Origin of the sequence: Marinobacter shunpengi (genome assembly GCF_045449695.1) — a bacterium.
In the GTDB taxonomy this organism is placed as follows: Bacteria; Pseudomonadota; Gammaproteobacteria; order Pseudomonadales; family Oleiphilaceae; genus Marinobacter.
Genome location: NZ_JBJJKZ010000017.1, coordinates 141018 through 165110, shown reverse-complemented (window position 1 = coordinate 165110; position 24093 = coordinate 141018). Strand labels below are relative to the sequence as shown.

At 63.1% G+C, this 24093-nt stretch carries 21 protein-coding genes; 10 read left to right on the top strand and 11 right to left on the bottom strand.

The window, feature by feature from the left end:
* Nucleotides 1–60: 60 nt before the first annotated feature.
* A complete protein-coding gene (locus ACJO2E_RS16005; RefSeq protein ID WP_406965133.1) occupies nt 61–636 on the bottom strand; it encodes a gamma-glutamylcyclotransferase in 576 nt (191 codons plus the stop codon).
* A 158-nt stretch (nt 637–794) separates the two neighbouring features.
* Here ACJO2E_RS16005 and ACJO2E_RS16000 point away from each other — a divergent pair, with 158 nt between their 5' ends.
* A complete protein-coding gene (locus tag ACJO2E_RS16000; protein ID WP_406965132.1) occupies nt 795–1724 on the top strand; it encodes a DNA-3-methyladenine glycosylase family protein in 930 nt (309 codons plus the stop codon).
* A 26-nt stretch (nt 1725–1750) separates the two neighbouring features.
* On the top strand, nt 1751–2251 hold the full coding sequence (locus tag ACJO2E_RS15995) for a methylated-DNA--[protein]-cysteine S-methyltransferase (RefSeq protein ID WP_406965130.1): 501 nt from the start codon (nt 1751–1753) through the stop codon (nt 2249–2251).
* 11 nt (nt 2252–2262) lie between these two features.
* Here the strand turns inward: ACJO2E_RS15995 and dkgB are convergent, their stop codons facing one another.
* The gene (dkgB, locus tag ACJO2E_RS15990; protein WP_406965128.1) at nt 2263–3072 is read right to left on the bottom strand and encodes a 2,5-didehydrogluconate reductase DkgB; all 810 of its coding nucleotides are present in this window, start codon (nt 3070–3072) and stop codon (nt 2263–2265) included.
* A 310-nt stretch (nt 3073–3382) separates the two neighbouring features.
* On the opposite strand from dkgB, the gene ACJO2E_RS15985 reads away from it, so the two are divergent.
* Nucleotides 3383–3901, top strand: coding sequence for a hypothetical protein (locus ACJO2E_RS15985; RefSeq protein ID WP_406965126.1), 519 nt, complete (start codon nt 3383–3385; stop codon nt 3899–3901).
* Nucleotides 3902–3926: 25 nt separating this feature from the next.
* On the opposite strand, the gene ACJO2E_RS15980 is transcribed toward ACJO2E_RS15985, so the two are convergent.
* The 3 genes from ACJO2E_RS15980 to ACJO2E_RS15970 form a co-directional block, all read right to left on the bottom strand.
* Complete coding sequence (locus tag ACJO2E_RS15980) at nt 3927–5321, bottom strand: glycoside hydrolase family 43 protein (protein WP_406965125.1); 1395 nt, start codon at nt 5319–5321, stop codon at nt 3927–3929.
* A 153-nt stretch (nt 5322–5474) separates the two neighbouring features.
* On the bottom strand, nt 5475–6695 hold the full coding sequence (locus ACJO2E_RS15975) for a multidrug effflux MFS transporter (RefSeq protein WP_406965124.1): 1221 nt from the start codon (nt 6693–6695) through the stop codon (nt 5475–5477).
* A 65-nt stretch (nt 6696–6760) separates the two neighbouring features.
* Entirely contained in the window at nt 6761–7789 is a 1029-nt protein-coding gene (locus ACJO2E_RS15970) for a sodium:calcium antiporter (RefSeq protein WP_406965122.1), read from the bottom strand.
* Between the two features lie 221 nt (nt 7790–8010).
* On the opposite strand from ACJO2E_RS15970, the gene ACJO2E_RS15965 reads away from it, so the two are divergent.
* Nucleotides 8011–9018 carry an alpha/beta fold hydrolase gene (locus tag ACJO2E_RS15965; protein ID WP_406965121.1) on the top strand — a complete coding sequence of 336 codons (1008 nt, stop codon included), beginning with the start codon at nt 8011–8013 and terminating at the stop codon, nt 9016–9018.
* Here the strand turns inward: ACJO2E_RS15965 and ACJO2E_RS15960 are convergent, their stop codons facing one another.
* From ACJO2E_RS15960 to ACJO2E_RS15945, 4 genes are all read right to left on the bottom strand, one after another.
* Nucleotides 9019–9600, bottom strand: coding sequence for an exopolysaccharide biosynthesis protein (locus ACJO2E_RS15960; RefSeq protein WP_406965120.1), 582 nt, complete (start codon nt 9598–9600; stop codon nt 9019–9021). It lies immediately after the preceding gene.
* 98 nt (nt 9601–9698) lie between these two features.
* Nucleotides 9699–11135, bottom strand: coding sequence for an efflux transporter outer membrane subunit (locus tag ACJO2E_RS15955; RefSeq protein ID WP_406965119.1), 1437 nt, complete (start codon nt 11133–11135; stop codon nt 9699–9701).
* Between the two features lie 8 nt (nt 11136–11143).
* Nucleotides 11144–13078, bottom strand: a complete 1935-nt coding sequence (locus ACJO2E_RS15950; protein WP_406965117.1) for a MacB family efflux pump subunit — start codon at nt 13076–13078, stop codon at nt 11144–11146.
* Between the two features lie 2 nt (nt 13079–13080).
* Nucleotides 13081–14247, bottom strand: coding sequence for an efflux RND transporter periplasmic adaptor subunit (locus ACJO2E_RS15945; RefSeq protein ID WP_406965290.1), 1167 nt, complete (start codon nt 14245–14247; stop codon nt 13081–13083).
* Between the two features lie 370 nt (nt 14248–14617).
* Between ACJO2E_RS15945 and ACJO2E_RS15940 the strand changes: the two genes are divergently transcribed.
* Nucleotides 14618–16066 (top strand): catalase, encoded by a 1449-nt coding sequence (locus tag ACJO2E_RS15940; RefSeq protein ID WP_406965116.1) that lies wholly within the window; start codon nt 14618–14620, stop codon nt 16064–16066.
* Nucleotides 16067–16133: 67 nt separating this feature from the next.
* Here ACJO2E_RS15940 and ACJO2E_RS15935 read toward each other — a convergent pair whose 3' ends face one another.
* Entirely contained in the window at nt 16134–17246 is a 1113-nt protein-coding gene (locus tag ACJO2E_RS15935) for an NADH:flavin oxidoreductase (protein ID WP_406965115.1), read from the bottom strand.
* 257 nt (nt 17247–17503) lie between these two features.
* Here ACJO2E_RS15935 and ACJO2E_RS15930 point away from each other — a divergent pair, with 257 nt between their 5' ends.
* Both ACJO2E_RS15930 and ACJO2E_RS15925 read left to right on the top strand, forming a co-directional pair.
* Nucleotides 17504–17980, top strand: coding sequence for a winged helix-turn-helix transcriptional regulator (locus ACJO2E_RS15930; protein WP_406965114.1), 477 nt, complete (start codon nt 17504–17506; stop codon nt 17978–17980).
* 165 nt (nt 17981–18145) lie between these two features.
* Complete coding sequence (locus ACJO2E_RS15925; RefSeq protein ID WP_406965112.1) at nt 18146–18868, top strand: OmpW/AlkL family protein; 723 nt, start codon at nt 18146–18148, stop codon at nt 18866–18868.
* A 158-nt stretch (nt 18869–19026) separates the two neighbouring features.
* On the opposite strand, the gene ACJO2E_RS15920 is transcribed toward ACJO2E_RS15925, so the two are convergent.
* A complete protein-coding gene (locus tag ACJO2E_RS15920; protein ID WP_406965111.1) occupies nt 19027–20346 on the bottom strand; it encodes a DEAD/DEAH box helicase in 1320 nt (439 codons plus the stop codon).
* Nucleotides 20347–20677: 331 nt separating this feature from the next.
* Between ACJO2E_RS15920 and proV the strand changes: the two genes are divergently transcribed.
* The 3 genes from proV to proX are packed head-to-tail and all read left to right on the top strand — an operon-like array spanning nt 20678 to nt 24029.
* Entirely contained in the window at nt 20678–21871 is a 1194-nt protein-coding gene (proV, locus tag ACJO2E_RS15915) for a glycine betaine/L-proline ABC transporter ATP-binding protein ProV (RefSeq protein WP_406965110.1), read from the top strand.
* A complete protein-coding gene (gene proW / locus ACJO2E_RS15910) occupies nt 21868–23022 on the top strand; it encodes a glycine betaine/L-proline ABC transporter permease ProW (protein WP_406965108.1) in 1155 nt (384 codons plus the stop codon). Before proV ends, proW begins: the two co-directional genes overlap by 4 nt.
* The gene (gene proX, locus ACJO2E_RS15905) at nt 23019–24029 is read left to right on the top strand and encodes a glycine betaine/L-proline ABC transporter substrate-binding protein ProX (protein WP_406965107.1); all 1011 of its coding nucleotides are present in this window, start codon (nt 23019–23021) and stop codon (nt 24027–24029) included. The genes proW and proX overlap by 4 nt, the downstream gene beginning before the upstream one ends.
* Nucleotides 24030–24093 lie beyond the last annotated feature (64 nt).

Here is a 24093-nt window from a genome sequence, read left to right as displayed (position 1 = left end):
GTCAGCAGTATACCCACCAACGCCGGTCCGTCCAATGATCCAGTTGGCAATACCGTCGCCTCAGGCCACGGTTGCCATGATCGCCTCCACCCGCCGCGCCAACCCGGACACATGTTCATCCACCGCGCCAAGGTCTTCCAGCGCCCTGGCGAGATACAGCAGGTACTCGGCATTGGCCCCGCTGGGCCCATGGGAGCGGGCGATATGCGCCGCCATCTCCTCCAGTGGCGCGGGGCCGAGGAAGGCGGCATTGTCGGGGCTGGCGACGTAGACCAGGCCTTCGGCGTGGCCGCCGTCGGTGAAGGTTATGGGGGTGAAGAAGCGCAGGTAGCCGTTCTTTTCCCGGTGGTCCAGGTGCTCGAAAGTGTCCGGTGATACCCGGTAGGCCATGCCCAGGCAGGTTTCCCCCGGGGCTTCCACCAGGGTGGCGACGCGGCCGGGGGATGCCGGGGTGCCCCGGTGGTCGTGGGAGCCCTGCCAGAAGCGGCGGGCCCAGCCCTGGATGCTGGCCACCCGGCGTTCCAGGTAGGGGAAGTCCACCTTGTAGATCAGCGAGCCATAGCCGAACAGCCAGACGTCATCGAGGTGGTCCAGCCGGTGGTTCTGTCGGTTCAGTGCGGAGGTATCGAGTGCCATGGTGTCTGGAGTGTCCGGTGTCGGATCCTGGAAGTCGTAATGCCTAGTCGCTGCCTATTGGTCTCCCGTTCATTCTCTTTGCCATGGCCCCATCCGTCCAGCAGGTTGATGTCCGAAAATGACCAGACATAGCCATTGGACGGCGTTATGCTTTTGCCATGACATTCTCAGATGACCAGAGCCAGTTCAGCCAGGCGTTCCGTCAGGTCCATGGCCTGACGCCACCGAGTCTGCGGCTGGGCTTCCGGCCTCCGCTGGCCTGGGACGCCCTGACGGCGTTCCTGGTGTCCCGCTCCGACGGCCACAGCCAGGGCCTGGTGGATGGCCACTATGTTCGCACCCTGCGGGTGGGCGAGGTTACCGGCTGGCTGGCGGCGCGACCGGCGGCGGACAATGTTTTGCAGGTGCAACTGGCCCCTTCCCTGCTCCATTGCCTGCCGGCCCTGCAGCAACCACTGCGTCGGCTGTTCGATCTGGATGCGGACCCGGTGGCCATTGCCACCTGCCTGGAATCCGACGGGCAACTGGCCCCATTGAGTCAACAGACCCCGGGCCTACGGCTACCGGGCACCCTGGACGGGTTCGAACTGGCGATGCGGGCCGTGCTGGGCCAGCAGATTTCGGTCAAAGCGGCCACTACGCTGTTCCGGCGGATGGTGGAGCGGTTCGGGGAGCCGGTGGAAACACCATTCGAGGGGCTGGACCGATTACCGCCCACGGCGGAGCGTATCGCCAGCCTGTCCCGGGAAGACCTGCTGCCCTGCGGGCTCACCCGACGGCGGGCGGACACCCTGCTGGCCCTGGCTCAGGAGGTCCGTGACCACTCACTGCGCCTCGATGCCTCGGCGGACCCGCAGGCCACCCGGCAGCAGCTGCTGGCCCTGCCCGGCATCGGTCCCTGGACCACGGAATACATCGCCATGCGCGCCCTGGGTGACCCGGATGCATTTCCACCGTCGGACCTGGGGCTGCTCAAGGGCGCCGGTGTCGCCAAACCAGCGGAACTGGAAGCCCGCTCACAACACTGGCGTCCCTGGCGCGCCTACGCCGCTTTTCACCTCTGGCACAGCCTGGGTCGGGGCGGATAATCGGAGCTATCGGGAGGACATTTGCCATGCCATCACAACAAGCCACCGTCTACTACACCGAGCTGGAATCCCCCATCGGCACCCTGCTGATCACCGGCGACGGCGACGCCGTTACCGGATTGCATATGGAGCGGCAGGCATCCCGGCCCGTCATCGGTGAACACTGGCATCGTGACGACCAGCGTTTCCGGGACGCCCGGGAGCAGCTTACGGCCTACTTCGAGGGCAGGCTGCACCGGTTCGACCTGCCGCTGGCAGGGGCCGGAACCGAATTCCAGAAAACCGTCTGGAAGGCCTTGCGGGAAATCCCCTTCGGAGAAACGACAACCTATGGCCAACTGGCCAGTCGTATCGGCAACCGCAATGCATCCCGGGCGGTGGGTCTGGCCAATGGCCGCAACCCCATTGGCATTATCGTGCCCTGTCACCGGGTGATCGGGGCCAACGGGTCACTCACCGGATACGCCGGCGGTATCGAGCGCAAGCAGTGGTTACTGGCCCATGAGCGGGCGCACATAGGCCGGTAACCAGGGGCGGTTCAGTCCCACTCCGGCGCGAAGTCCGGGTTGGCGATACGCTCGTTTCGGTCCAGGGCGTCGATGGCCCGGATCTCGTCGGCGGACAGCTCGATCTTCAGGGCATCCAGGTTCTGGGTCTGGTGCTTGGGCCGGGTGGACGAGGGAATGGGTACCACGCCCCGGGACAGGCACCACGCAATCGCGATCTGGGCCGGAGTGGCGTGATGGGACTTTGCGATCTCCCTCAGGATATCATCCTCCATCACCTTACCCACCGCCAATGGCATGTAGCCGGTCACGGGGATGCCCAGCTTCTGGGCGTGGTCCACCACCTTGCGGTTGGCCAGGAACGGATGCACCTCCACCTGGTTGGTGAAGATCGGGGTATCCCCCAGGATCTCTTTCGCCTGATCCATCTGCGCGCAGGTAAAGTTGGACAGGCCGATGTGGTCGGTCAGCCCTTCCCGCTGTGCGTCCCTCAGCGCGGTCAGGTACTCTTCCATGGGCACCTCGTCCCCTGGCGACGGCCAGTGGATCAGTGCCAGGTCCACGTGGTCGGTCTTGAGCTGCTGTACGCTGGTCTGGAGGCTGTTGATCAGGTTACTGCGATGGAACCGATCGAACCAGACCTTGGTGGTGATGAAAATCTCACGGCGGGGGATGCCGCTGGTGGTGATGCCGTCGCCAACGGCCGCCTCGTTCTGGTAGATCTGCGCCGTGTCGACGTGGCGATATCCCAGGGACAGGGCGCTGCGAACCGCTTCCCGGGCATCATCACCCTTCAGGCGAAACGTGCCCATACCGATGGGGGGTAATGCATCAAAAGCCATGATGTTCTCCTGTCGCTGAAACCAGTGGATTCCAAAGGCTCCTGCAGAACCGCTGGACGACTGAAACCCTCGAAACCTACGATGGGGCTGGCAGAACGGTTCTGCAAGGCCAGCCTGTCAGGACACGTCGGCAATCCCGGAAGATCCGTTGAACAGCGTTATTGGGCAAGACTGCAGGAACAAACAGCAGATCCATGTATCATCGCACCAGGCAGGACAGATTGCACGGATTCGGCAGGGTGTCACGACAATCCAGCCGGCAACGTGGTATTCAGAACAACGGAACCCTCAGCAGGTAATGATGACAGACATGAAATCCGGACTGATCCCTACCGTGATGGCCTGTGCCCTCGCCCTGGCCGCACAGGGCTGCGCCACCAGCGAAGACGAGGAGAAGGCAAAGGCTGACGCCACCGGCAAGGAGGCGGACACCGCCATCGCCTGTGATGTGGTCTTCCACTGTCCAGCGGACCCCACCGACGTGAAGATCTGCCGCGACCAGGACCAGCTACGGGTGCTATGGCAAACCCCCGGCATTGATGCCTTCCGCCTCACCGGCACCCTCGGCCAGACCTTCAGGGTGGATTACAGCCAGCATTACCAGGTGATCGAGAACACCCTCGCCTGGCAGCACATGGGTATCCGCTACAGGGCCTTCCACTACCTGGATGAAAGCCGACCGGAGACCCTGGAGGAAATCGGCATTACCCTGGAAACCCGGGGCCAGAGCCGGACCATCACCTGCAACGGCAACGCCGTCAGCCGCATTGCCGAGCTACACCATCCCGTCCCGGAACAGGACGACACCGCACCCGCCGCCGGAGACTGAGCTCCTTTCACAGGAGCCCCGCCCGTCAGTAGGACGGCCAGCCGTCGTCGGTCCAGACCAGGTTGTTGATCAACAGCTTGGCATTGCCGTTGTCACTGGCGTCGTAGGCATGGCGGGCAATGACCCCGGTACCGGCGATATCCTGGCCACCCGGCCCAACCCAGCGCTGGTTGCCACCGTCCAGCAGACTGCCACCGCCGTTCATCATGTCGCGACCACTGCGATCCAGGTAGGGGCCGGTCACATAGCGGGAACGGCCATAGAGGATCCGGTAGGTACTGTTTACCCCTTCGCAACACTTACCCACCGAAACAAACAGGTAGTAGTAGCCATTGCGATGGACAATGGTCGGGGCCTCGATGCCACCGGACCGGTTGGCCAGGGAATAGTGCCGCCCGGTGGGCTTCATGGTGGACGGGTTGAGCTTCACCAGCTTGATGCCCGACCAGAAGGAGCCGAACGCCAGCCAGGGTTCGTTGTTGGCGTCGATCACCAGGTCCGGATCAAGGGCGTTAAAGTTGTCGGAGGTGGTGGAACTGAGCACGGCGCCGTCATCCCGCCAGTTGTCCGCCGCCAGGCTGGGTGACGAGGCCAGGCCGATCACCGAACGGTTGGAGCCGAAGGTGGACACGGCATAGTACATCCAGACCCGACCGTTGTACGCCTTCACATCCGGGGCCCACACATCGGTGCCCTGCTGGCCGGGCACATAGTTGCGCCACCACCAGAGGCCGGAACCGAACACGGATGGCAGGGGCTCCCAGAAGCGGCCGCCGTCGTAGGAGATCTTGCGGTAAATGCCAGGGCCGGTCTGGAACTCGTACCAGATGCCGTTCTCCTCGGCGATGGTGGGGTCGTGGGTACCCAGGTTGCCGGACAGTTCCCAGAACTCGCTCTCACCGTTACCTGGACCGGGGTTCGGGTCCGGATCGGGCGGCTCCGGGGACGGGTCTTTGTTGTCCCCCTCCACCCGGACATCGGCAATGGTGTACGACTCAAAGTAGCTGTTGGCGTCCGTGGAAAAGCGGATCACCAGCCGCTCGGCACCGGCGTCCAGGGGGAAGACCGCATTCCCGGAGACGTTATCGGACGCCTCCAGGGTCTGGAACGGGCCACCATTGATGGCCACCTCGATACGACCGGATTCGCCCGCGTCCAGACGGCTGGTCTGGCGAGTGACACCCAGTTCCAGGTTGCTGCCCCCCGCCACGTCGATCTCCGGTGACACCAGGGACCCCGGACTGGATCCTCCACGGAGCACGGCCCCCGTGTAACCGGTGCTGACACGACCGGAAGCGCTGAAACTGCCAGTGCCACTGGAGAAGCCCTGCTCAAACAGGATGTCGCCCAGGGTGGGCGTGGACGTGCCGAGAGCAAATAGCATCAGGGGAATCGCCCCTGATTTCAGGATGGATGTCATTGTTCTACGCTCCTTGCGATGCATCGTTATTGTTGGCTCTGGCAAGGTATCGGCTGAACAATTTTCAGACAATCACATCACAGGCGCAAAACTCCCTTTACAGGTGTCTGACATGGGCCCGTTTTCACGACACGCCCTGCCCCTAAGCTCCCCTCAGGACGGTCGATCCGCGGCCACAGTCTCCGCCTCGCGGGCCAGTTCACGACGCATGGCCGCCGGCGCGCCCTGCACCAGCATCACTGCCAGTGCCGAACAGGCCGCCATCACCAGCACGATCGGCGTCAGGGTGTGGTCGCTGATCAGCGTCGACAGGGCGCTGACCACCCCGGAGATAGTGAACTGGGCAGCCCCCAGCAGGGCCGCCGCCGTACCACCCAGGGTGGGAAAGAACTCCAGGGTATTGGCGATGTTGTTGGGTGCAATCGCCCCCATGCACCCCACCCCGATGATGATACAGGCCGCCACCGCCCACACCGGCGCACCCATCAGGGCACAGGCCACCAGGGCGGCGATGGCAACGGCCTGGACCATCACCGCTATACGCAGCAGCACAGCGGAGGGGTAGCTTAACAGCAGCTTCCGGTTCGCCAGATTGACAATGGCCATCACCGCCACGTTGGCAGCAAACAGCAGGGAAAATGTCGTGGAGGACAGCCCGAACCAGTCCTGATAGATAAACGAAGCGTGGGTGATAAACACCAGCATGGCACTGAAGGCCAGCGTCTGCAGACCGATGAAGCGCATGGCCACCGGGTGACGCAACACCGTGCCGTAGTTGGTCAGCAGGGTGGATAGCGGCGTTTTCGCCCGGGATCTGGGTGGCAGGCGACGGAACAGGAAAGTATGCAGCAGAATGCCCACCAGCACCGCATAGCCACCGAGGAAAACAAAGATCGCCGGCCAGTCACTGACGGCCAGGAACAGGGTGCCGATGGACGGCGCCGCCGCCGGTGCCACGAACATGATCAGGCCGATCAGACCGAACAGCCGGGCGGCTTCGGCGCCCCGGAACTGGTCGCGGACGATGGCCGGCACCGATACCGCGCAGAAAGCCCCGCCAATGCCCTGCACCACCCGCCAGGCCAGCATTTCCTCAAGACTGCCTGATTGCCCCACCATCAGGGCGGCAACGGCAAACACCGCGAGACCGCTCAGCAGGATCAGTTGCCGGCCATAGCGGTCCGACAGGGGCCCGCCCACCAGTTGGGCCAGCCCCAGGGCACCCACGTAAACGCTGAGGGTCAGCCCCACATCCCCGTGGGGCACGCCAAGGTCACCGGAGATACCGGGAAAGGCGGGCAGGTAGGCATCCAGCGCCAGGGGCCCCAGGGCGACTGTCATACCAAGAAGCAGGGCGAGCTGGAACTGGGGCAAGAGACCTCCTGGGCGTGACGGGGAAGGGTTAACTATTTTGCTAGCTAACTATACCTCCTGTCCCCTTAGTAGAACATCAGTAATACCCCGACGATGTACAACACCAGTATTGCCATGCTTTCGGCACCGATCCGTCCAATGCCTTCCCGCTCGCGGCGGATCAGGCCCATGATGAGGATGCCGGACATCAGCAGCGTCAGCGCCACCCAGAACCGGGAATCGTCACTCATGGCATGGTAGATGGACCCCTTGCGGTAGGCGATGTCCGATGCGCCAGTGAACAGGGTGTCGAAGGCATTGCCGCCGATAATGCCGCCCACCGCCAGGGTCAGGGCACCACGGCGCACCGCCGCCACCGAGGTCACCAGTTCCGGGATCGACGTACTGATCGCCGTCAGCAGCACCCCCACCACCGTCAGGCCAAGGCCGGTTTCCTTCGCGATGGTGGTGGCCGACGGTTCCAGCGCCCAGCCTGCCAGCCCCAGGATGGCCATCAGACTCAGGAATTCGGTCCAGAGCCGGGTGAGCGATGGCATGGCAGTGGTATCGTCCGGCACATCCTCACGGGTCTCGCGGGTCTGGAAAGGCCGCCACATGGGGGATTCCGAGGTCAGTCGGACCAGGTAAATGCCATAGATATAGAAGCCGAACAGCATCGGGGTTACCGGATGCACCCCCAGAACGGTCACGTCAGGCAGCATCGGCGCCAGCATGATCACTGCCAGCAGGCAGATCAGCAGGCCGTTCTGCATCAGGTTGGGTACCGAGGCGGCGGCGTGTTCCAGGTTGGCCCGCCGGTAGACCATATCCGCCACCGCCAGGAAGAAGGTCTGCACCGCAATGCCGCCCAGGGCGTTACTGACGGCCAGTTCCGGGTGGTTGTTCCAGGCGGCGGTCACCGACAATACCGAGCCACCAAGGGATGTGGCCGCCCCCAGAAGGACGGCTCCGGCAGCGGCCTCACCAAGACCGGTACGGTCCGCGAGCTGGTCCACCACACGGGTGATGCGGGTGCCCGCCGCAGCGATCACGGCAGCACAGAGGCCGAAGGCAATCAGGGCCTGGGTCAGGCCCCAGGTGGCCGGATCCAACACAAACGCACTCCCTTACCTGGGTGAAAGGACCTCACATCCTGCAACGCCACCCTCTTTCTGGCAACCGATCACGCACGGCGACGGGTTCCGCCAACGAACCGTTGTCGGGAACCAGGACATTCTTTCCTGGACGACGTTCCGGTTAGACTGTCCGGCAGGTACCGCATCGGGATGCATCAAACGACCACCATCCCGCCACCAAAAAGTCAGAAGGACCGCCTATGGCCACACACTATCATGTCAACGATATTCAACTGGAGCATGTCAACATTGACGGTGTTACCACACGGGTGGCGACACTGGGTGCCGGCCCGGCCGTACTGCTGATCCACGGCTGGCCGGAATGCTGGTACTCCTGGCGCCGGCAAATGGTCGCCCTGGCGGAGGCCGGCTACCAGGCCGTCGCCCCGGACATGCCCGGTTTCGGCGAAACCGACCCGCTACCGGCCATGGAAGACTACAACGCGGGACGCATCGGCCAGTTCCTGCTGGCACTGTGCAATCGTTTTGGCGGTACTCCGGCCACAATCATTGCCCACGACTGGGGCGCCACCAACACCTGGAACTTTGCGTTGCAGTACCCGGATGCCGTTGCGCGGCTGGTGATCCTCAGTGTCCCGTTGCGCCCGCCGACCAAGGTTCCGCCGACCGAAGCCTATAAACGCCACTTCGGTGAACGCTTCTTCTACCAGCTTTACTTCCAGGCGCCGGGTAAGGCAGAAGCAGCCTTCGACGAAAATCCCCGTGAGATCCTGGAGAAACTCTTCTGTTCTCCGGATACGCCCCGTGAGGAGCCCCGCCTCGGCAAGACCCTGGAAGGAGGCGGCGGCTGGCTGGACCGGCTGGGCAAACCCCGGGAACAGCCGGGCTGGCTGACCGACGCTGACCTGGACTATGTCGAGCAGGCCTACCGACACAGCGGCTTTGAAGGCGGCCTGAACTACTATCGCAATATCGACCGGAACTGGGAACTGATGGCGCCCTTCGCCGACCGGTCAATCGACTGTCCGACCCTGTTCATCGCCGGCACGCGGGACAATGTCCTGGCCCGGGCCGGTCATGGTGAGCTGGACGCCATGATGACACCAAGGATACCGCGGCTCAGCATCAGGCTCCTGGAGGGTTACGGCCACTGGATTCAGCAGGAAGCGCCAGACGCCGTCAACGACGCCATTGTCGGCTTCCTTTCAGAAACGGATCCGCGGGCCAACGAGGCCATCTTCCAGTGACTAAAGCAGGTTGACGCCAATCAGGGTCGCAATGGCGACGGTGAACAGCAGGCCCAGCAATGCCAGCAACCCGTCCAGTGACACCATGGCCAACCCGAACACCGCCAGCGCGAAGCCGGCGGCGGTGGCCGAGAAGGGGATGATCTCCATCAGCGGCATGGCGCAGGCAATGATCACGCAGACGCCGCCCACCAGGTAGCTGCCGGGCCCTCGTACCACAAGCACCAGCCGGGGGTGCAGGCGGGCATCGATGAAGTCGGCTGCGGGTTCCAGGAAGCGGATACCCCTGAGCAGCTTGTCGCTGGGCAGGTGGCGATCCATGATCCAGGCGGGCAGCCAGAAGCCCTCGTCGCGGACCAGGATCTGCACGGCAATGAACAGGATCAGCAGGCCACTGAGGGTGGGCACGCCGGGAATGCCGCTGAGGGGAGACAACAGCAGGATACCGACAATCATCAGGATGGGCCCGAACGATCGGCTGCCCACGGTGTCGACGATGTCACCAAAGGTCACCCGACGATGTCTGAGTGCGGTCTGGCTGATACGGTCCAGCACCTGTTGCAGGTTGGCGGGATCACTCATGGGACTGATACTTCAAAAATCCGAACAGTTATTTAAGGAGTCTCTGAATAACTCCTTAAGCTTACGATACCGATACGGTCCGAACGGTGAACAGTGAATCATTGGTCATCTGCCACCGGCGCTTCCGGTGCCTGCCAGCCCCCGCCCAGGGCCTTGTACAGATCCACCGTAGCCAGTAGCCGTTGCAACCGCAGGCTGACGAGCTGGTCCCGGGTCTGAAACAGGGTGCGCTGGGCATCCAGCAGGGTGAGCAGGTCGTCGCTGCCTTCCCGGTAACGCAGTTCGGTCAGCTCCAGGGTGCGCTCGGCCCGGTCCTTCACCGTCTGCTGAAGGGACTCCCGGTGACGGGTGGTCTGCACCCGGTCCAGGGCATCGTCGGTTTCCTGCAGGGCGGTGAGTACGGCGCCACGATAGCCCTCCACCAGCTCCACCCGCTGCGATTCGCTGATGGCCTGCTGGGCATCCCGGCGGCCGCCGTCAAACAGCGTCTGGGCCAGGGACAGGGTCCAGCCGGCGGTTTCCACCGGGTCCGCCAGGCTCAGCAGGCTGGTGCTGCTGGCGCCGGCGCTCAGGCCCAGGGACACCGTCGGCAGGAAGGCGGTACGGGCCTGCTCCACATTGGCATCCGCCGCCCGCAGGCGGGCTTCCTCCCGGGCCAGGTCCGGGCGGCGGGCCAGCAGGTCCGCCGGCACTCCGGCATCAATAGTCGGCAGGGTGATGGCCAACAGGCTGTCCGGCTCCACCTCGAAGCCCTCCACCTGAAAACCCAGGGGCGATTCTCCCACCAGTACCGCCAGGGCGGCCCGGGTCTGGCGGTACTCCAACTGGATGGGCACCAGGCCGGCCTGCTGGTTCAGTACCTCGGTCTGCTGGCGCAGCAGCTCCGCCCGGCTGGCGGCACCGTTGCGGTAGCGGGCGTCGACAATCTCCTCGGTGCGCTCGGCAATCCGCAGGTTTTCCCGGGCCACCCGCAACTGTTCCTCAAGGGCCAGTAGCTGGAACCAGGTGGTGGCCACACTACTTGCCAGGGTCAGTCGGGCGCTGTCGTAGTCGAACACTGTGGCCCGGTAGCCCGCCTCGGCCTCGTCCCGCGCGGCGGCCAGGTTGCCCCACAGGTCCACCTCGTAACTGACGTTCAGGGTAGCTGAACTGGAATCACTTTGCTGGCTGCCGGAACCACTGTCCGTGGTCCGCTGACCCGTGCTGGCACCCAGGCCCAGCGACGGCAACAGGCTGCTGCCCGCCACCCGCACCTGCTGCTCTGCCTGGAACACCCGCTCAGCGGTGGCCGCCAGGTCCGGGCTGCCGGCGAAGGCCCGTCGGATCAGGTCATCCAGTACCGGGGAGTCGAACTGTTGCCACCATTCCGGGTCCGGCGGGGTGGCCTGGTCAGCAACCGCCACCGGCGCATTCCAGCCCGCCTGTTCCGGTACCTCGGGGCGCTCCACCGGTGTGGTGGTGGCGCAGCCGGCCAGCCACAGCAGGCTCGATAACATCAGCAGCGCCTTCATGGCGTTATGAATACAGGATGACATGCTCTCTCCTATTCCGTGGCCAGGGCCACAACCGGATCCAGCCCTGCGGCCTTGCGGGCAGGCAGGAAACCAAACAGCAGACCGGTGCCGAAGGCGCAGCCAAAGGCCAGCAGCACCGGTAGCAGGGAATAGCTCACCGGCGTGCCCAGGTAGCCCACCAGAGCAGCAGCACCAAGGCCCAGACCAACACCAATCAGCCCTCCCAGGGCGGACACCGCCACCGCTTCCAGCAGGAACTGCTGCAGGATGTGGCGTGTGCGGGCGCCGGTGGCCATGCGGATGCCGATCTCACGGGTGCGCTCGGTGACACTCACCAGCATGATGTTCATCACGCCGATGCCCCCCACCAGCAGGGAAATGGCCGCCACCGAGCCCAGCAGCCAGGTAAAGGTGTCCTGGGTAGACGACACGGTATCGATCAGCGACGCCATGTTATGGATGCGGAAGTCCTCTACCCCATGGCGCTGCAACAGGAGCTGGTGCACCTGGTCCTGCACCCCACCCATCAGGCTGGTGTCGTCCACGGCGATGGTCACGTTACGCAGGTGTTGCTGACCGAACAGGCGCATGCTGCCGGTGGTGTAAGGCACCAGCACCACATCGTCCTGGTCCTGCCCCATGGGCGAGGCACCCCGCTCGCTCATCACGCCGATGACCTGGAACAGCACATTGTTCATCAGGATGTACTCGCCGACGGGGTCCTGGTCGGCGAACAGTGAATCCCTGACGGTCTGGCCCAACACCGCCACTGGGGCGTACTGACCCTCGTCCGCCTCGGTAAAGAAACTGCCCTGCTCCACCGGCCATTGCCTGGCCAGGGGAAACTGCCAGGAGGTGGCATTGATGTCGGCCTGATGATCGGCGTTGTCATAACGCAGGGTCTGGCTGCCGGTCAGCTCCGGTATGGCGGCGGTGATATTGGGCAGGGTGTTGATGGCCGCCACGTCCTCCGGCACCAGGGTGGTGATGTTCCAGCCACCCCGGCCCTGTCCCGGCACCCCCGGACGTACCAGCAGAAGGTTGCTGCCCATGGCGCTGATGCGATCCACCACCGCCTCCCGGGCACCATCGCCAATGGCCAGCATGGTGATCACCGAGGCCACGCCGATCACGATGCCCAGCAACGTGAGGGCGGTTCGGAACAGGTTGCCGGTCATGGACCGCAGGGCGGTTCGCCAGCCCTGGAACAGCTCCCGGAACACCGACGTCGTATGGGTGAGCGGCTGCCGCTCCAGTGCGCCGGGACTTTCCGGCATCGACGGCCCCGGATCGCTGACGATCCGGCCATCGGCGATCTCGATCTGCCGGTGAGCGTGCTCCGCCACCGCGGCATCGTGAGTGATCAGGATGATGGTGTAGCCTTCCTCCGACAGCGCCTGCAGCAGCGTCATCACCTCACGGCCGCTGTGGCTGTCCAGGGCCCCGGTGGGTTCGTCCGCCAGGATAATCTCACCACCGTTCATCAACGCCCGGGCAATGGACACCCGTTGTTGCTGGCCGCCGGAGAGCTGCCCGGGGCGATGGTCCATGCGCTCCTCCAGGCCCAGCCGACCCAGCAGGTCACGGGCCCGCCGCTGACGCTCGCGGGCCTTCAGGCTGGCGTAGCTGGCGGGCATTTCCACGTTCTCGCGGGCGGAGATGCCGGGCAGCAGGTTGTAGCTCTGGAACACGAACCCGAAGGATTCCCGGCGCAGGCGGGCCAGGCTGTCGCTGTCGAAACGGGACACATCCTGGCCGTCAAACCGGTATTCGCCGGTACTGGGCCGGTCCAGGCAACCGAGGATGTTCATCAGGGTGGACTTGCCGGACCCTGAGGCGCCCATGATGGCCACGAACTCACCCCGGTGGATGGTCAGGTCGATGCCCCGCAGCACGGGCACGGACAGCTCGCCGTTGTGGTAGGTGCGGGTAATATCCCGCAGTTCGATCAGTGGCGGGGTCATGGTCAGAATCTCATGCCCACCATCGGACGACGACCGCCCTCGCCTGGCTCACCGGCGCGGGCTGGGCTGCTGACGATTCGATCTCCCTCCTCGAGCCCTTCGATGATCTCCGCCTGAACCCGGTTGCTGACGCCCACGGTCACTTCCCGGGTATGCGGCTGGCCATTGCTGTCCATCAACTGAACGGTGGTGGTGTCGCCCTTCCTCTGCAATGCGGTCACCGGCACCAGCAGCGCATCCCGGGCCTCGGCGTTGATGAAGAACACCTGGGCGGTCATCTGGGTCATCAGCCGGCCTTCCGGGTTGGGCACTTCGAAAACAGCGTTGTAGAGCACCACGTTGTTCTCCACCACCGGGGTTGGCTCCAGCCGGTCCAGGGTGCTTTCCCAGCGACGACTCTGATTGCCCAGGGTAGTGAAGTACACGGGCATGCCATGGTTCAGCTTGCCGATGTCCGCCTCGGACACCTGGGCCTCCACGGTCATGGTGGACAGGTCGGCGATGCGCATCAGCACCGGCGCCTGCTGGTTGGTGTTCAGGGTCTGGCCCTGGCGGGCGTCGATAGACACCACGGTGCCATCCATGGGGGCGTAAATCTTCGCGTATTCCAGGTTGGCCTCTTCCGCCCGCAGGGTGGACTCGGTCTGCTGGATCTGGGCGCTGATGGCCTCTATCTGGGCCCGGGCGGAGCGCAGGTTGGCTTCCGCCACCTGGGCGGACTCGCGGCTGGTGGCTTCCTCCGCCAGCAGGTTCTGCTGGCGCCGGTGCTGGATCTCCGCCAGGGTGAGCTGGGCCTCCCGCTCCATCAACTGGGCTTTCTGGTTGCGTAATTGGGCCCGGGTGGCGTCCACCCGGGCGACATAGACGGTAGGGTCGATCTCCGCCAGCAGATCGCCGGCTTTGACCTCATCGCCGGTTTGAACATGGATCACATCCAGCTGGCCGGATACCTGGGCGCCCACATCCACGTAGTCCCGTGGCTGCAAGGAGCCGGTAGCGGTCACCAGGTCCTCAAGGTCACCCCGCTGCACCGTTATGGTGAGCAGATCGGGTTGGGTCTCACCCCGACTTTGTGTCCACCAGCCCACGGACAGGCCCGCCACCACAAGCAGCAGTAGCAGGAACCCGCCAAACCGTCTGGAGGAAGCCTTTCTTGCCGGGGAAACCATGGTCACCTCATACCGAATCCGTTGACAGACACCGCCGACGCCCGGCGATGGCAATGGATTATCGGTAATGTGGATGACGGGGAGTAGACCCGTAGGGCGGGTTTACACAGCTTTTACACCCTACTGACAGATGCGTTTCCGACCCGCAGCCAAAATCCGGTCAGGAAGCGAAATTACCATGTCTCCACCCAGAGGCAATTCACCCTCTCCGCCTCTGGCTAGATACGCGACGATCCCCTATAGCTTGAAGATGGTGCATCTGGCACCGGCCCACTCTCAGGTACCACGCCCTTACAACAACGACGGGCACAATCCGGGACGTGGCAGGTGGAGCTGATCGAACACCCCCTTCAAATGAGGAGACCAGACCATGGCCAACGACAAGCCGACCACAACGGACGCCGGTATTCCCGTCGCCAGTGACGAACACTCCCTGTCAGTCGGGCCCGACGGCCCCCTGCTGCTGCACGACCACTACCTGATTGAACAGATGGCCCAGTTCAACCGGGAACGCATCCCGGAACGCCAGCCCCATGCCAAGGGCGGCGGCGCCTTCGGGCACTTTGAAACCACCGAGGACATGAGCCCCTACACCAAGGCTGCCGTGTTCCAGAAGGACACGAAGACGGACGTGGTGATCCGTTTCTCCACCGTGGCCGGGGAACGGGGCAGCCCGGATACCTGGCGCGACCCACGGGGGTTTGCCCTGAAGTTCTATACCAGCGAGGGCAACTACGACATGGTGGGCAACAATACCCCGGTGTTCTTTGTCCGCGACCCTATGAAGTTCCAGCACTTTATCCGTTCCCAGAAACGCCGGGCCGACAACGACCTGCGGGACCATGACATGCAGTGGGACTTCTGGACCCTGTCGCCGGAGTCCGCCCACCAGGTCACCTGGCTGATGGGGGACCGGGGTATTCCCAAATCCTGGCGCCATATGAATGGCTACTCCAGCCACACCTACCTTTGGGTGAACGCGCAGGGAGAGAAGTTCTGGGTGAAGTACCACTTCAAGACGGACCAGGGCATCGACTACCTGACCCAGGAGGAGTCGGACCAGATCGCCGGCACGGATGTGGACTACCACCGCCGGGATCTGTTCGACGCAATCGGGAAGGGGGACTACCCAAGCTGGACGCTTTACATGCAGATCATGCCGTTCAAGGAAGCGGAAACCTACCGGCTGAACCCCTTTGACCTGACCAAGGTGTGGCCCCACGGCGACTATCCGCTGATCAAGGTGGGCAAGTTGACCCTGAACCGGAATCCCACCGATTTCCACACCGAGATCGAACAGGCCGCCTTCGAACCCAACAACCTGGTGCCGGGCATCGGTATCAGTCCGGACAAGATGCTGATCGGTCGGGTGTTCGCCTACGCCGACGCCCACCGTGCGCGGCTGGGGGTGAACTACAAGCAGATACCCGTCAATTCACCCAAGGCACCGGTCCACAGCTACAGCAAGGACGGCGCCATGCGGGTGCAGAACGTGTCCGACCCGGTCTATGCGCCCAATTCCAAGGGTGGCCCCAGTGCCGATGGCGAACGCTACCCCACCGATTCCACCTGGGAGACCAGCGGCGACATGGTTCGTGCCGCTTACACGCTGCGCAAGGATGACGACGATTATGGACAGGCCAATGACCTGATCAACAAGGTCATGGACGATGCCGCCCGTGACCGGCTGGTCAACAATGTGGTTGGACACGTAAAAGGGGGCGTGAAGGAACCGGTGCTGTCCCGGGTGTTCGAGTACTGGAAGAACATCGACCAGACCATCGGCGAGCGCATCGAAAAAGGCGTCAGGGAAGGCTGACCGGTGATAGAAAGCAAAAGGCCGGCCGTCGTCTGACAGCCGGCCTTTTCAGATCACCCCCAAGGGATCAATAGAGTTCTTTGAGGGAGGCCTTGGCGAAGGGCTGGAATTCGCCGGTGCGACCCTCCTTCACCTTCACCAGCCATTCCGGATCCTGCAGCAGGGCGCGACCCACGGCGATGAAGTCGAACTCGTCGTTGTTCATGCGCTCCACCAGCTCATCGATGCCGGACTGGTCAACGGCTTCCTGCTTGCTGGCGAAGGTGCCGCTGATGAAGTCCTCGGTCAGGCCGACACTGCCCACGGACATGGTGGGCATGCCGGTCAGCTTCTTCACCCAGCCCGCCAGGTTCAGACTGGAACCCTCAAACTCCGGCTCCCAGAAACGGCGGGTGGAGGCGTGGAAGATGTCCACCCCGGCGTCCGCCAGGGGCTTGAGGAAAGCGTCCAGCTCTTCCGGGGTCTGGCAGAGTTTGGCGTCGTAGTCCTGCATCTTCCACTGGGAGAAACGCAGCATAATGGGGAAGTCCGGCCCCACCCGCTCGCGGATGGCCTGGATGATCTCGATGGCGAAGCGCTGACGGTTGGCCATGCTGCCGCCGTACTCGTCGTCCCGCTGGTTGGTGCCTTCCCAGAAGAACTGGTCGATCAGGTAGCCGTGGGCGCCGTGTACCTCGACCCCGTCAAAACCGATGGCCTTGGCGTCCGCAGCGGCATCGGCGAAGGACTTGACCACGTCCTGGATGTCCTGCTTTGTCATCACATGACAGACTACCTTGCCCGGCCTGTTCATGCCGGACGGGGCATAACCCGGTACACTCGGGTCCGGCTCCATGCCTTCCTTGCGAACCGCACCCACGTGCCAGAGCTGCGGGAAGATCTTTCCACCCGCCTCATGCACCGCATCCACTACCTTCTTCCAGCCCGCCAGCGCCTCCTCACCGTGGAAGAAGGGCACGTTCTCGTAGCCGTTGGCCGCCGGGTGGTTCACCGTGGTGCCCTCGGTAATCAGCAGACCGACACCGCCTTCCGCCCGGCGCTTGTAGTAGGCCACCACGTCCTCGTTGGGCACATTGCCCGGCGAGAAGTTGCGGGTCATCGGCGCCATGGCAACACGGTTGGCGAGCTTGAGGGATTTCAGTTCAAAGGGTTCAAAGATGGGGCCGAGGTTCATGGTCATCCGGGGCTCTCCTGCGTAATGATGGGTTCGGCGAGCGCCGCGACAGGCCGTGCCGCAGGGTTGGGGGTAACACTTCGCTTGCCTTAATCTGGTTTCGTTACGAAACTTTATTGGATCGCTTTTGGGGATGCAAGGGAAGAATGAGCATTTGCTCTATTTTGGGGGGGGGAGAGGGGGATGGCCCGGAAACCACCACCAGTGTCCCGGTTCCGGCATTCGCGTTTCCTTCGGAGGCCCACGTTGGGTACACTTTGACCATGGCCAGAAAACGTTTCGATGATTCAAGCTGTTCCGTTGCCCGGGCCCTGAACGAAGTCGGGGACTGGTGGTCGTTGCTGATCGTGCTCCAGGCCATGTACGGCACCCGTCGCTTTGTCGACTTCCAGCAGGAGCTGGGCATCGCCCGCAATATCCTGGGGGACCGCCTGTGTCGCCTGGTGGAAAACGACGTGCTGCGCAAGGTGGATGTGGGTGAACATGGTCCCCGTCATGAGTATCGCCTGACCGACAAGGGCCGTGACCTGTTCCCGGTGGTCATTGCCCTGCGCCAGTGGGGCGACCGCTACAACCCCTGCCCCGACCAGCCCCCCCTGGATCTGCGGGACCGTCGCACCGGGCGCCCCATCCGTCAACTGGAAGTCCAGGATGCCGAGGGCAATGCCCTATCCGTGCGGGATGTGTTCGTGCCGGAAGAGTCTGACGACGAAGCCACGACCGACGAGCAACGGGCCTGACTGGCCGTCAGCCCCTGATCGGTCGGTATTGAACCTTTTGAGCTGAATCAATCCTGCGGTCACCCCGTCGCCGCTGGCTAAGCACCCTTGTCATGGATCAATTCCCCAGGCCACTACCGTTGTAGCCTTGAGCCATCAACAACGTGTGGTTAGGAGTTCTGATCTATGTCCTTGAAATTCAAACTGGGTGTACTGGCAATCGGTGTCATGGCGGCGACCTCCGCCCAGGCCTACCAGGCGGGTGATATCATCATCCGGGCCGGTGCGGTGACCGTGGACCCGAACGAGTCCAGCGGCCATGTCGGCCTCGCCGGCACCAGCCTGGCTAATGAAGGCTGGGAAGTCGGCGTCGATTCCGATACCCAACTGGGCCTGTCCGGCACCTGGATGATAACGAACCACTTCGGGCTCAGCCTGCTGGCTGCCACCCCTTTCCAGCATGACCTCTACGGCGCGGGCAGCCTCCCCAGGGCTGCCGACCTGGGCAGCACCAAACACTTGCCTCCCACGCTCACCTTGCAGTATTACCCACTGCACAACAACTCCATGGTCCAGCCCTACCTTGGCGTGGGTGTGAACTACACGACCTTTTTCGAGGAAAAGACCAGCGACACACTGACCGGGGCCGTGGATAACTACCTGGGTGGTGGTGTGGTCAACTCGACGGATATGGATCTGGATGACAGCTTCGGTGTCGCCGCTGAAATCGGCGTGGATATCCGCCTGGACGATCGCTTCGGCATCAACGCTGGCGTCTGGTGGGCCGACATCGACACCACCGCGGACATCAATGCCTACGATGCCGCCGGCAACAAACTGGGTACTGCCAGGGTGGATGTGGAAATCGACCCCATGGTCTACATGGTGGGCTTCACCTACAACTTCTGATCTGGCCGCGCCCCGGCACCCCGGACGGGCGGTGTGGGGGCGCACCCTCCCTTGCGGGGCCCTCTCGGGCCCCGCTTTTTGTCCGGCCCACAACAAAAAACCGCCACCGGGAAACCCGGAAGCGGTTCTTTTACTGCTGCTGTGTCCGACGGATCACATCAGGCAGACTGGCGCTGCCCTGAACGACCCTGCCCGCGCCCACGTCCGCGACCGCCGCCGGGGCTGGCCTGATTCCGGCCACCAGGACGACCGCCGCCGTTGCGAGCGCCACCACCATTACCACCGCTGCCATTGCGGCCCCTGGCACGGCTCGGATCAGCCTTGGCCTTCGGCTTCAGCGGCAGGTTATTGGTTGGTTCGAAGCCTTCCACTTCCTGCCGGGGCAGTTGCTTGCTGATCAGCTTCTCAATGCCGGCCAGCAGTTTACCCTCGTCGGCGCTGACCAGCGACAGGGCATGGCCACTCTCACCGGCACGACCGGTACGACCGATACGGTGCACGTAGTCTTCCGCCACCTGGGGCAGTTCGAAATTCACCACCTGGGGCAATTGTTTGATGTCGAGCCCGCGGGCGGCGATGTCGGTAGCCACCAGTACCCGGATATCGCCCTGCTTGAACTCGGCCAGCGCCCGGGTGCGGGCACCCTGCGACTTGTTGCCATGGATGGCAGCGGCGGTAATGCCGTCACCTTCCAGCTTCTTGGTCAGTCGATTGGCACCGTGCTTGGTGCGGGTGAATACGAGCACCTGGTCCCAGTCATTGTCCCGCACCAGCTTGCTCAGCAGCGCGGTCTTGCGGCTCTGGTCCACCGGATAGACGGTCTGTTCCACACGCTCGGCAGTCTTGTTGCGCGCGGCCACTTCCACCAGTACCGGGTTGTCCAGCAGGCCCTGGGTCAGCTTACGGATCTCATTGGAGAAGGTGGCGGAGAACAGCAGGTTCTGACGCTTCTCCGGCAGCAGCGCCAGGATCTTGCGGATGTCGCGGATAAAGCCCATGTCCAGCATTCGGTCGGCTTCGTCCAGCACCAGAATCTCGATTTCGTTGAACTTCACCGCACCCTGCTGGTACAGGTCCAGCAGCCGCCCCGGTGTTGCCACCAGAACATCCAGCCCCCTGGCAAGTTTCTGCATCTGGGGGTTGATCTTTACACCACCAAACACAACCGCTGCCTTGGTGGGCACGTACTTGCTGTAGAGATTGACGCTGTCATGAACCTGCGCCGCCAGCTCCCGGGTGGGCGCCAGGATCAGGGCGCGGGGGCCCTTGCCAGTGCGTTTGCCAGCGCTAAGGCGCTGCAGCAGGGGCAAGGTGAAACCGGCGGTCTTGCCGGTACCGGTCTGTGCCGCCGCCATGACGTCCCTGCCGGACAGGACCGCAGGAATGGCCTGGGCCTGGATGGGGGACGGGGTTTCATAACCCTGGTCGGAAGTGGCACGCACCAGTTGCTCGGAAAGGCCGAGGGAGGAAAAACTCATAGATAATAACTCTTGATTGGTCTGCCTCCACGAACGCCGGAAAAACATCAGCGAAAGCGGGCAGAGTCCATGCCGTGCATGGAAATAATGACGACTACAGTCGCTCACCGGTATCGGGAGGACGTCCTCTGGCGGGTCGTATGAAGTATTCGCATGATGGCCCTGATGGCCGAAAACTGCGGATCCTTAGAGGCAGGATGCAGGCAAGATAACAGAGCACCTGCGAAATAGCCATAAGTGATTACCATGGCCGCTGGAATATTACGGGTTTGACATATATACCTGAAATAGGGAGCCTGAAAAAGCGCTTCAAAGCCATTGAGATCCATGCATGACGCCAAAACTGTCGATCAAGAACGTATTCAAGATATTCGGGGACTACCCGGAAGATGCCTTTCGCTTCCTCGAGAAAGGCTGTGGCAAGGACGAAATATTCGAGAAAACCGGCCAGACCATCGGGGTACACGATGCCTCGTTCGACATCCATGAGGGCGAGATCTTCGTGATCATGGGCCTGTCCGGCTCCGGCAAGTCCACCATGGTGCGCCTGCTCAACCGCCTGATCGAACCCACCTCCGGCCAGATCCTGTTCAACGGCAAGGATATCGCCCGTATGTCCGACGAGGACTTGCGGGAGGTACGGCGTAAACAGATCAGTATGGTATTCCAGTCCTTTGCCCTGATGCCCCACATGACGGTCATGCAGAACGCGGCCTTCGGGCTGGAGCTCGCCGGCCTGGAAGAAGCCGACCGTGAACAGCGTGCCCGTGCTGCCCTGGCCCAGGTCGGTCTGGAGCATGTGGCCAACAGCTATCCGGATGAACTGTCCGGCGGCATGCAGCAGCGGGTTGGTCTGGCCCGCGCCCTGGCCAATGACCCGGAAGTGATGCTGATGGACGAAGCCTTCTCTGCCCTGGATCCGCTGATCCGCACCGAGATGCAGGATGAACTGCTCAAGCTGCAGGCGGAAGCCAAGCGCACCGTGGTGTTCATCTCCCACGACCTGGACGAGGCCATGCGCATCGGTGATCGCATTGCCATCATGGAAGGGGGTAAGGTGGTCCAGGTGGGTGCCCCGGATGAGATCCTCAAGAACCCGGCCAATGACTATGTGAAGTCCTTCTTCCGCAATGTGGATGTCACCACCATCCTCACCGCCGGCGATATCGCCCGCAAGAAGACGGTGACCGTGATCGAGCGGGAAGGCGCCGGCGTGGCATCCGCCCTGGAGCGCCTGCGTGGCAATGACCAGGACCATGGCTACGTGGTCACCTCCGATCAGCACTTCCGGGGCGTGGTGTCCATGGAATCCCTGATCGAAACCGAGAAGCAGGGTGGTGGTATCAGTGATGCCTTTATCGATGCGACGCCCCTGAACGGCAACACGCCGCTCAGTGAACTGATCGGCCAGGTGGCCGCATCGGGCTTCTATTTGCCCGTGGTGGATGACGACGGCCATTATCTCGGTGTGATCTCCCGTGCAATCCTCCTCAACGCAATCGACAAAGACCAGGAGGCCGCATGACGGATGCTTCCAACCCGTGGGCCGACAACGGCTCCAACGCCGAGGAGAGCGACGCCGGCACCAGCGAAAGCTCCAATCCCTGGAGCAACTCCAGTGATTCGGGCAATGCCGGCACGCAGGAAGGCTCCGGCAGCAACCCGTGGGGCGGCGGTTCCTCCGACTCGGCCGAAGGCGGCGGCAGTAGCTGGCTGCAGAGCGGTGAACCGCTGCCCGAGGAGAGCTTTGATATATTGCACCCGTTCGCTGATGCCTGGTTCCCCCTGGGTGACTGGGTGGAGAACGGTCTGGACTGGCTGGTCGGCAATTTTCGCCCCATGTTCCAGGCCATCCGCTGGCCGGTGGACGCGGTACTGACCGGCATGGAATCCGCCCTGCTGGCGATCCCGTCGATCCTGATCATCGTGATATTCGGACTGGTTGCCTGGCAGGTGGCCAGCCGCAAGCTGGCCATCGGTACAGTGATCTCACTGATGGTCGTGGGCGCCATTGGCGCCTGGCAGGAAGCCATGGTCACCCTGGCCCTGGTGCTGACGTCGGTCTTCTTCTGCGTACTGATCGGCCTGCCCACGGGGGTCTGGCTGGCCCGCAACGACCGTGTGGCCTCCACCATGCGTCCGGTGCTGGACGCCATGCAGACCACCCCGGCCTTTGTCTACCTGGTACCCATTGTGATGCTGTTCGGTATCGGTAACGTGCCGGGGGTGGTGGTCACCATCATCTTTGCCCTGCCACCACTGATACGCCTGACTAACCTGGGCATACGGCAGGTTCCCTCCGACCTGGTGGAGGCCTCGCGCTCCTTCGGCGCCAGCCCCCGCCAGTTACTGTTCAAGGTACAACTCCCCCTGGCCATGCCGACCATCATGGCCGGGGTCAACCAGACCCTTATGCTGGCCCTGTCCATGGTGGTCATCGCCTCCATGATCGCCGTGGGCGGTCTGGGTCAGATGGTCCTGCGGGGCATCGGACGCCTGGACATGGGTCTGGCCACCATCGGCGGGCTGGGTATTGTCCTGCTGGCCATTATCCTTGACCGGCTTACCCAGTCACTGGGCCAGGATTCACGCAGTCGCGGAACCCGGCGCTGGCATGACCACGGGCCCGCCGCACTTATCCGGAAAATTATCCCCAAAAGGAGAGAGTCGCAATGAAAACCTCCATGACGAAACGACTGGCAACGGCTATCGCTGCCACCACCCTGACCGCAAGCTTTGCACTGCACGCCCAGGAAATGCCCGGCGAGGGTGTTGAGGTACAACCCCTGAAGAGCTCCATCGCCGAAGAAACCTTCCAGACCCTGCTGGTGTCCCGTGCCCTGGAAGAACTGGGCTATGAGGTGAAGGACATCAAGGAAATCGAGTACGCAGCCGGTCACGTGGCCATCGCCAACGGTGACGGCACCTTCATGGCGGACCACTGGGACCCACTGCACACCAACTTCTTCAACCGTGCCGGCGGTGAGGAGAAAATCTACCGTGAGGGTGTCTATTCCTCCGGCGCCCTGCAGGGTTACCTGATTGACAAGGAAACCGCCGAAGAGCACGACATCACCAACATCGAACAGTTCAAGGACCCGGAAATCGCGGCCCTGTTCGACACCAACGATGACGGCAGGGCCGACCTCACCGGCTGCACCCCGGGCTGGGGCTGCGAGGAAGTGATCGAGCATCACCTGGACGCCTACGAGCTACGGGACAGCATCACCCACAACCAGGGCTCCTACTCCGCCATCATCGCCGACACCATTGCCCGCTTTGAACAGGGCGACCCGGTGTTCTACTACACCTGGACCCCGTACTGGGTCAGCGGTGTGATGGTACCCGGCGAAGACGTGGTGTGGCTGGAAGTGCCGTTCTCTTCCCTGCCGGGTGACCGGAAAGGCGTGGATACGGCGCTGGACGATGGTACCAACTACGGTTTCATGCCCAACGACCAGCGCATCATTGCCAACCAGGAGTTTGCCGACAACAACCCGGCCGCAGCGAAGCTGTTCTCCATCATGGAGCTGTCGGCCAACGATATCAGCGCCCAGAACCTGGCGATGCGTGACGGTGAAGACAGCGAGGAAGACATCGCACGTCACACCGACCTGTGGATCGAAGCCAATCGCGACACCTTCGACGGCTGGCTGGAAGAAGCCCGCGCAGCGGCAGAGTAAGCGTCAGGAGTCTGCGACTTACCACCGCGCAGACTCCTGGCAGGTCCTGCTCAGCCGTAGCAGG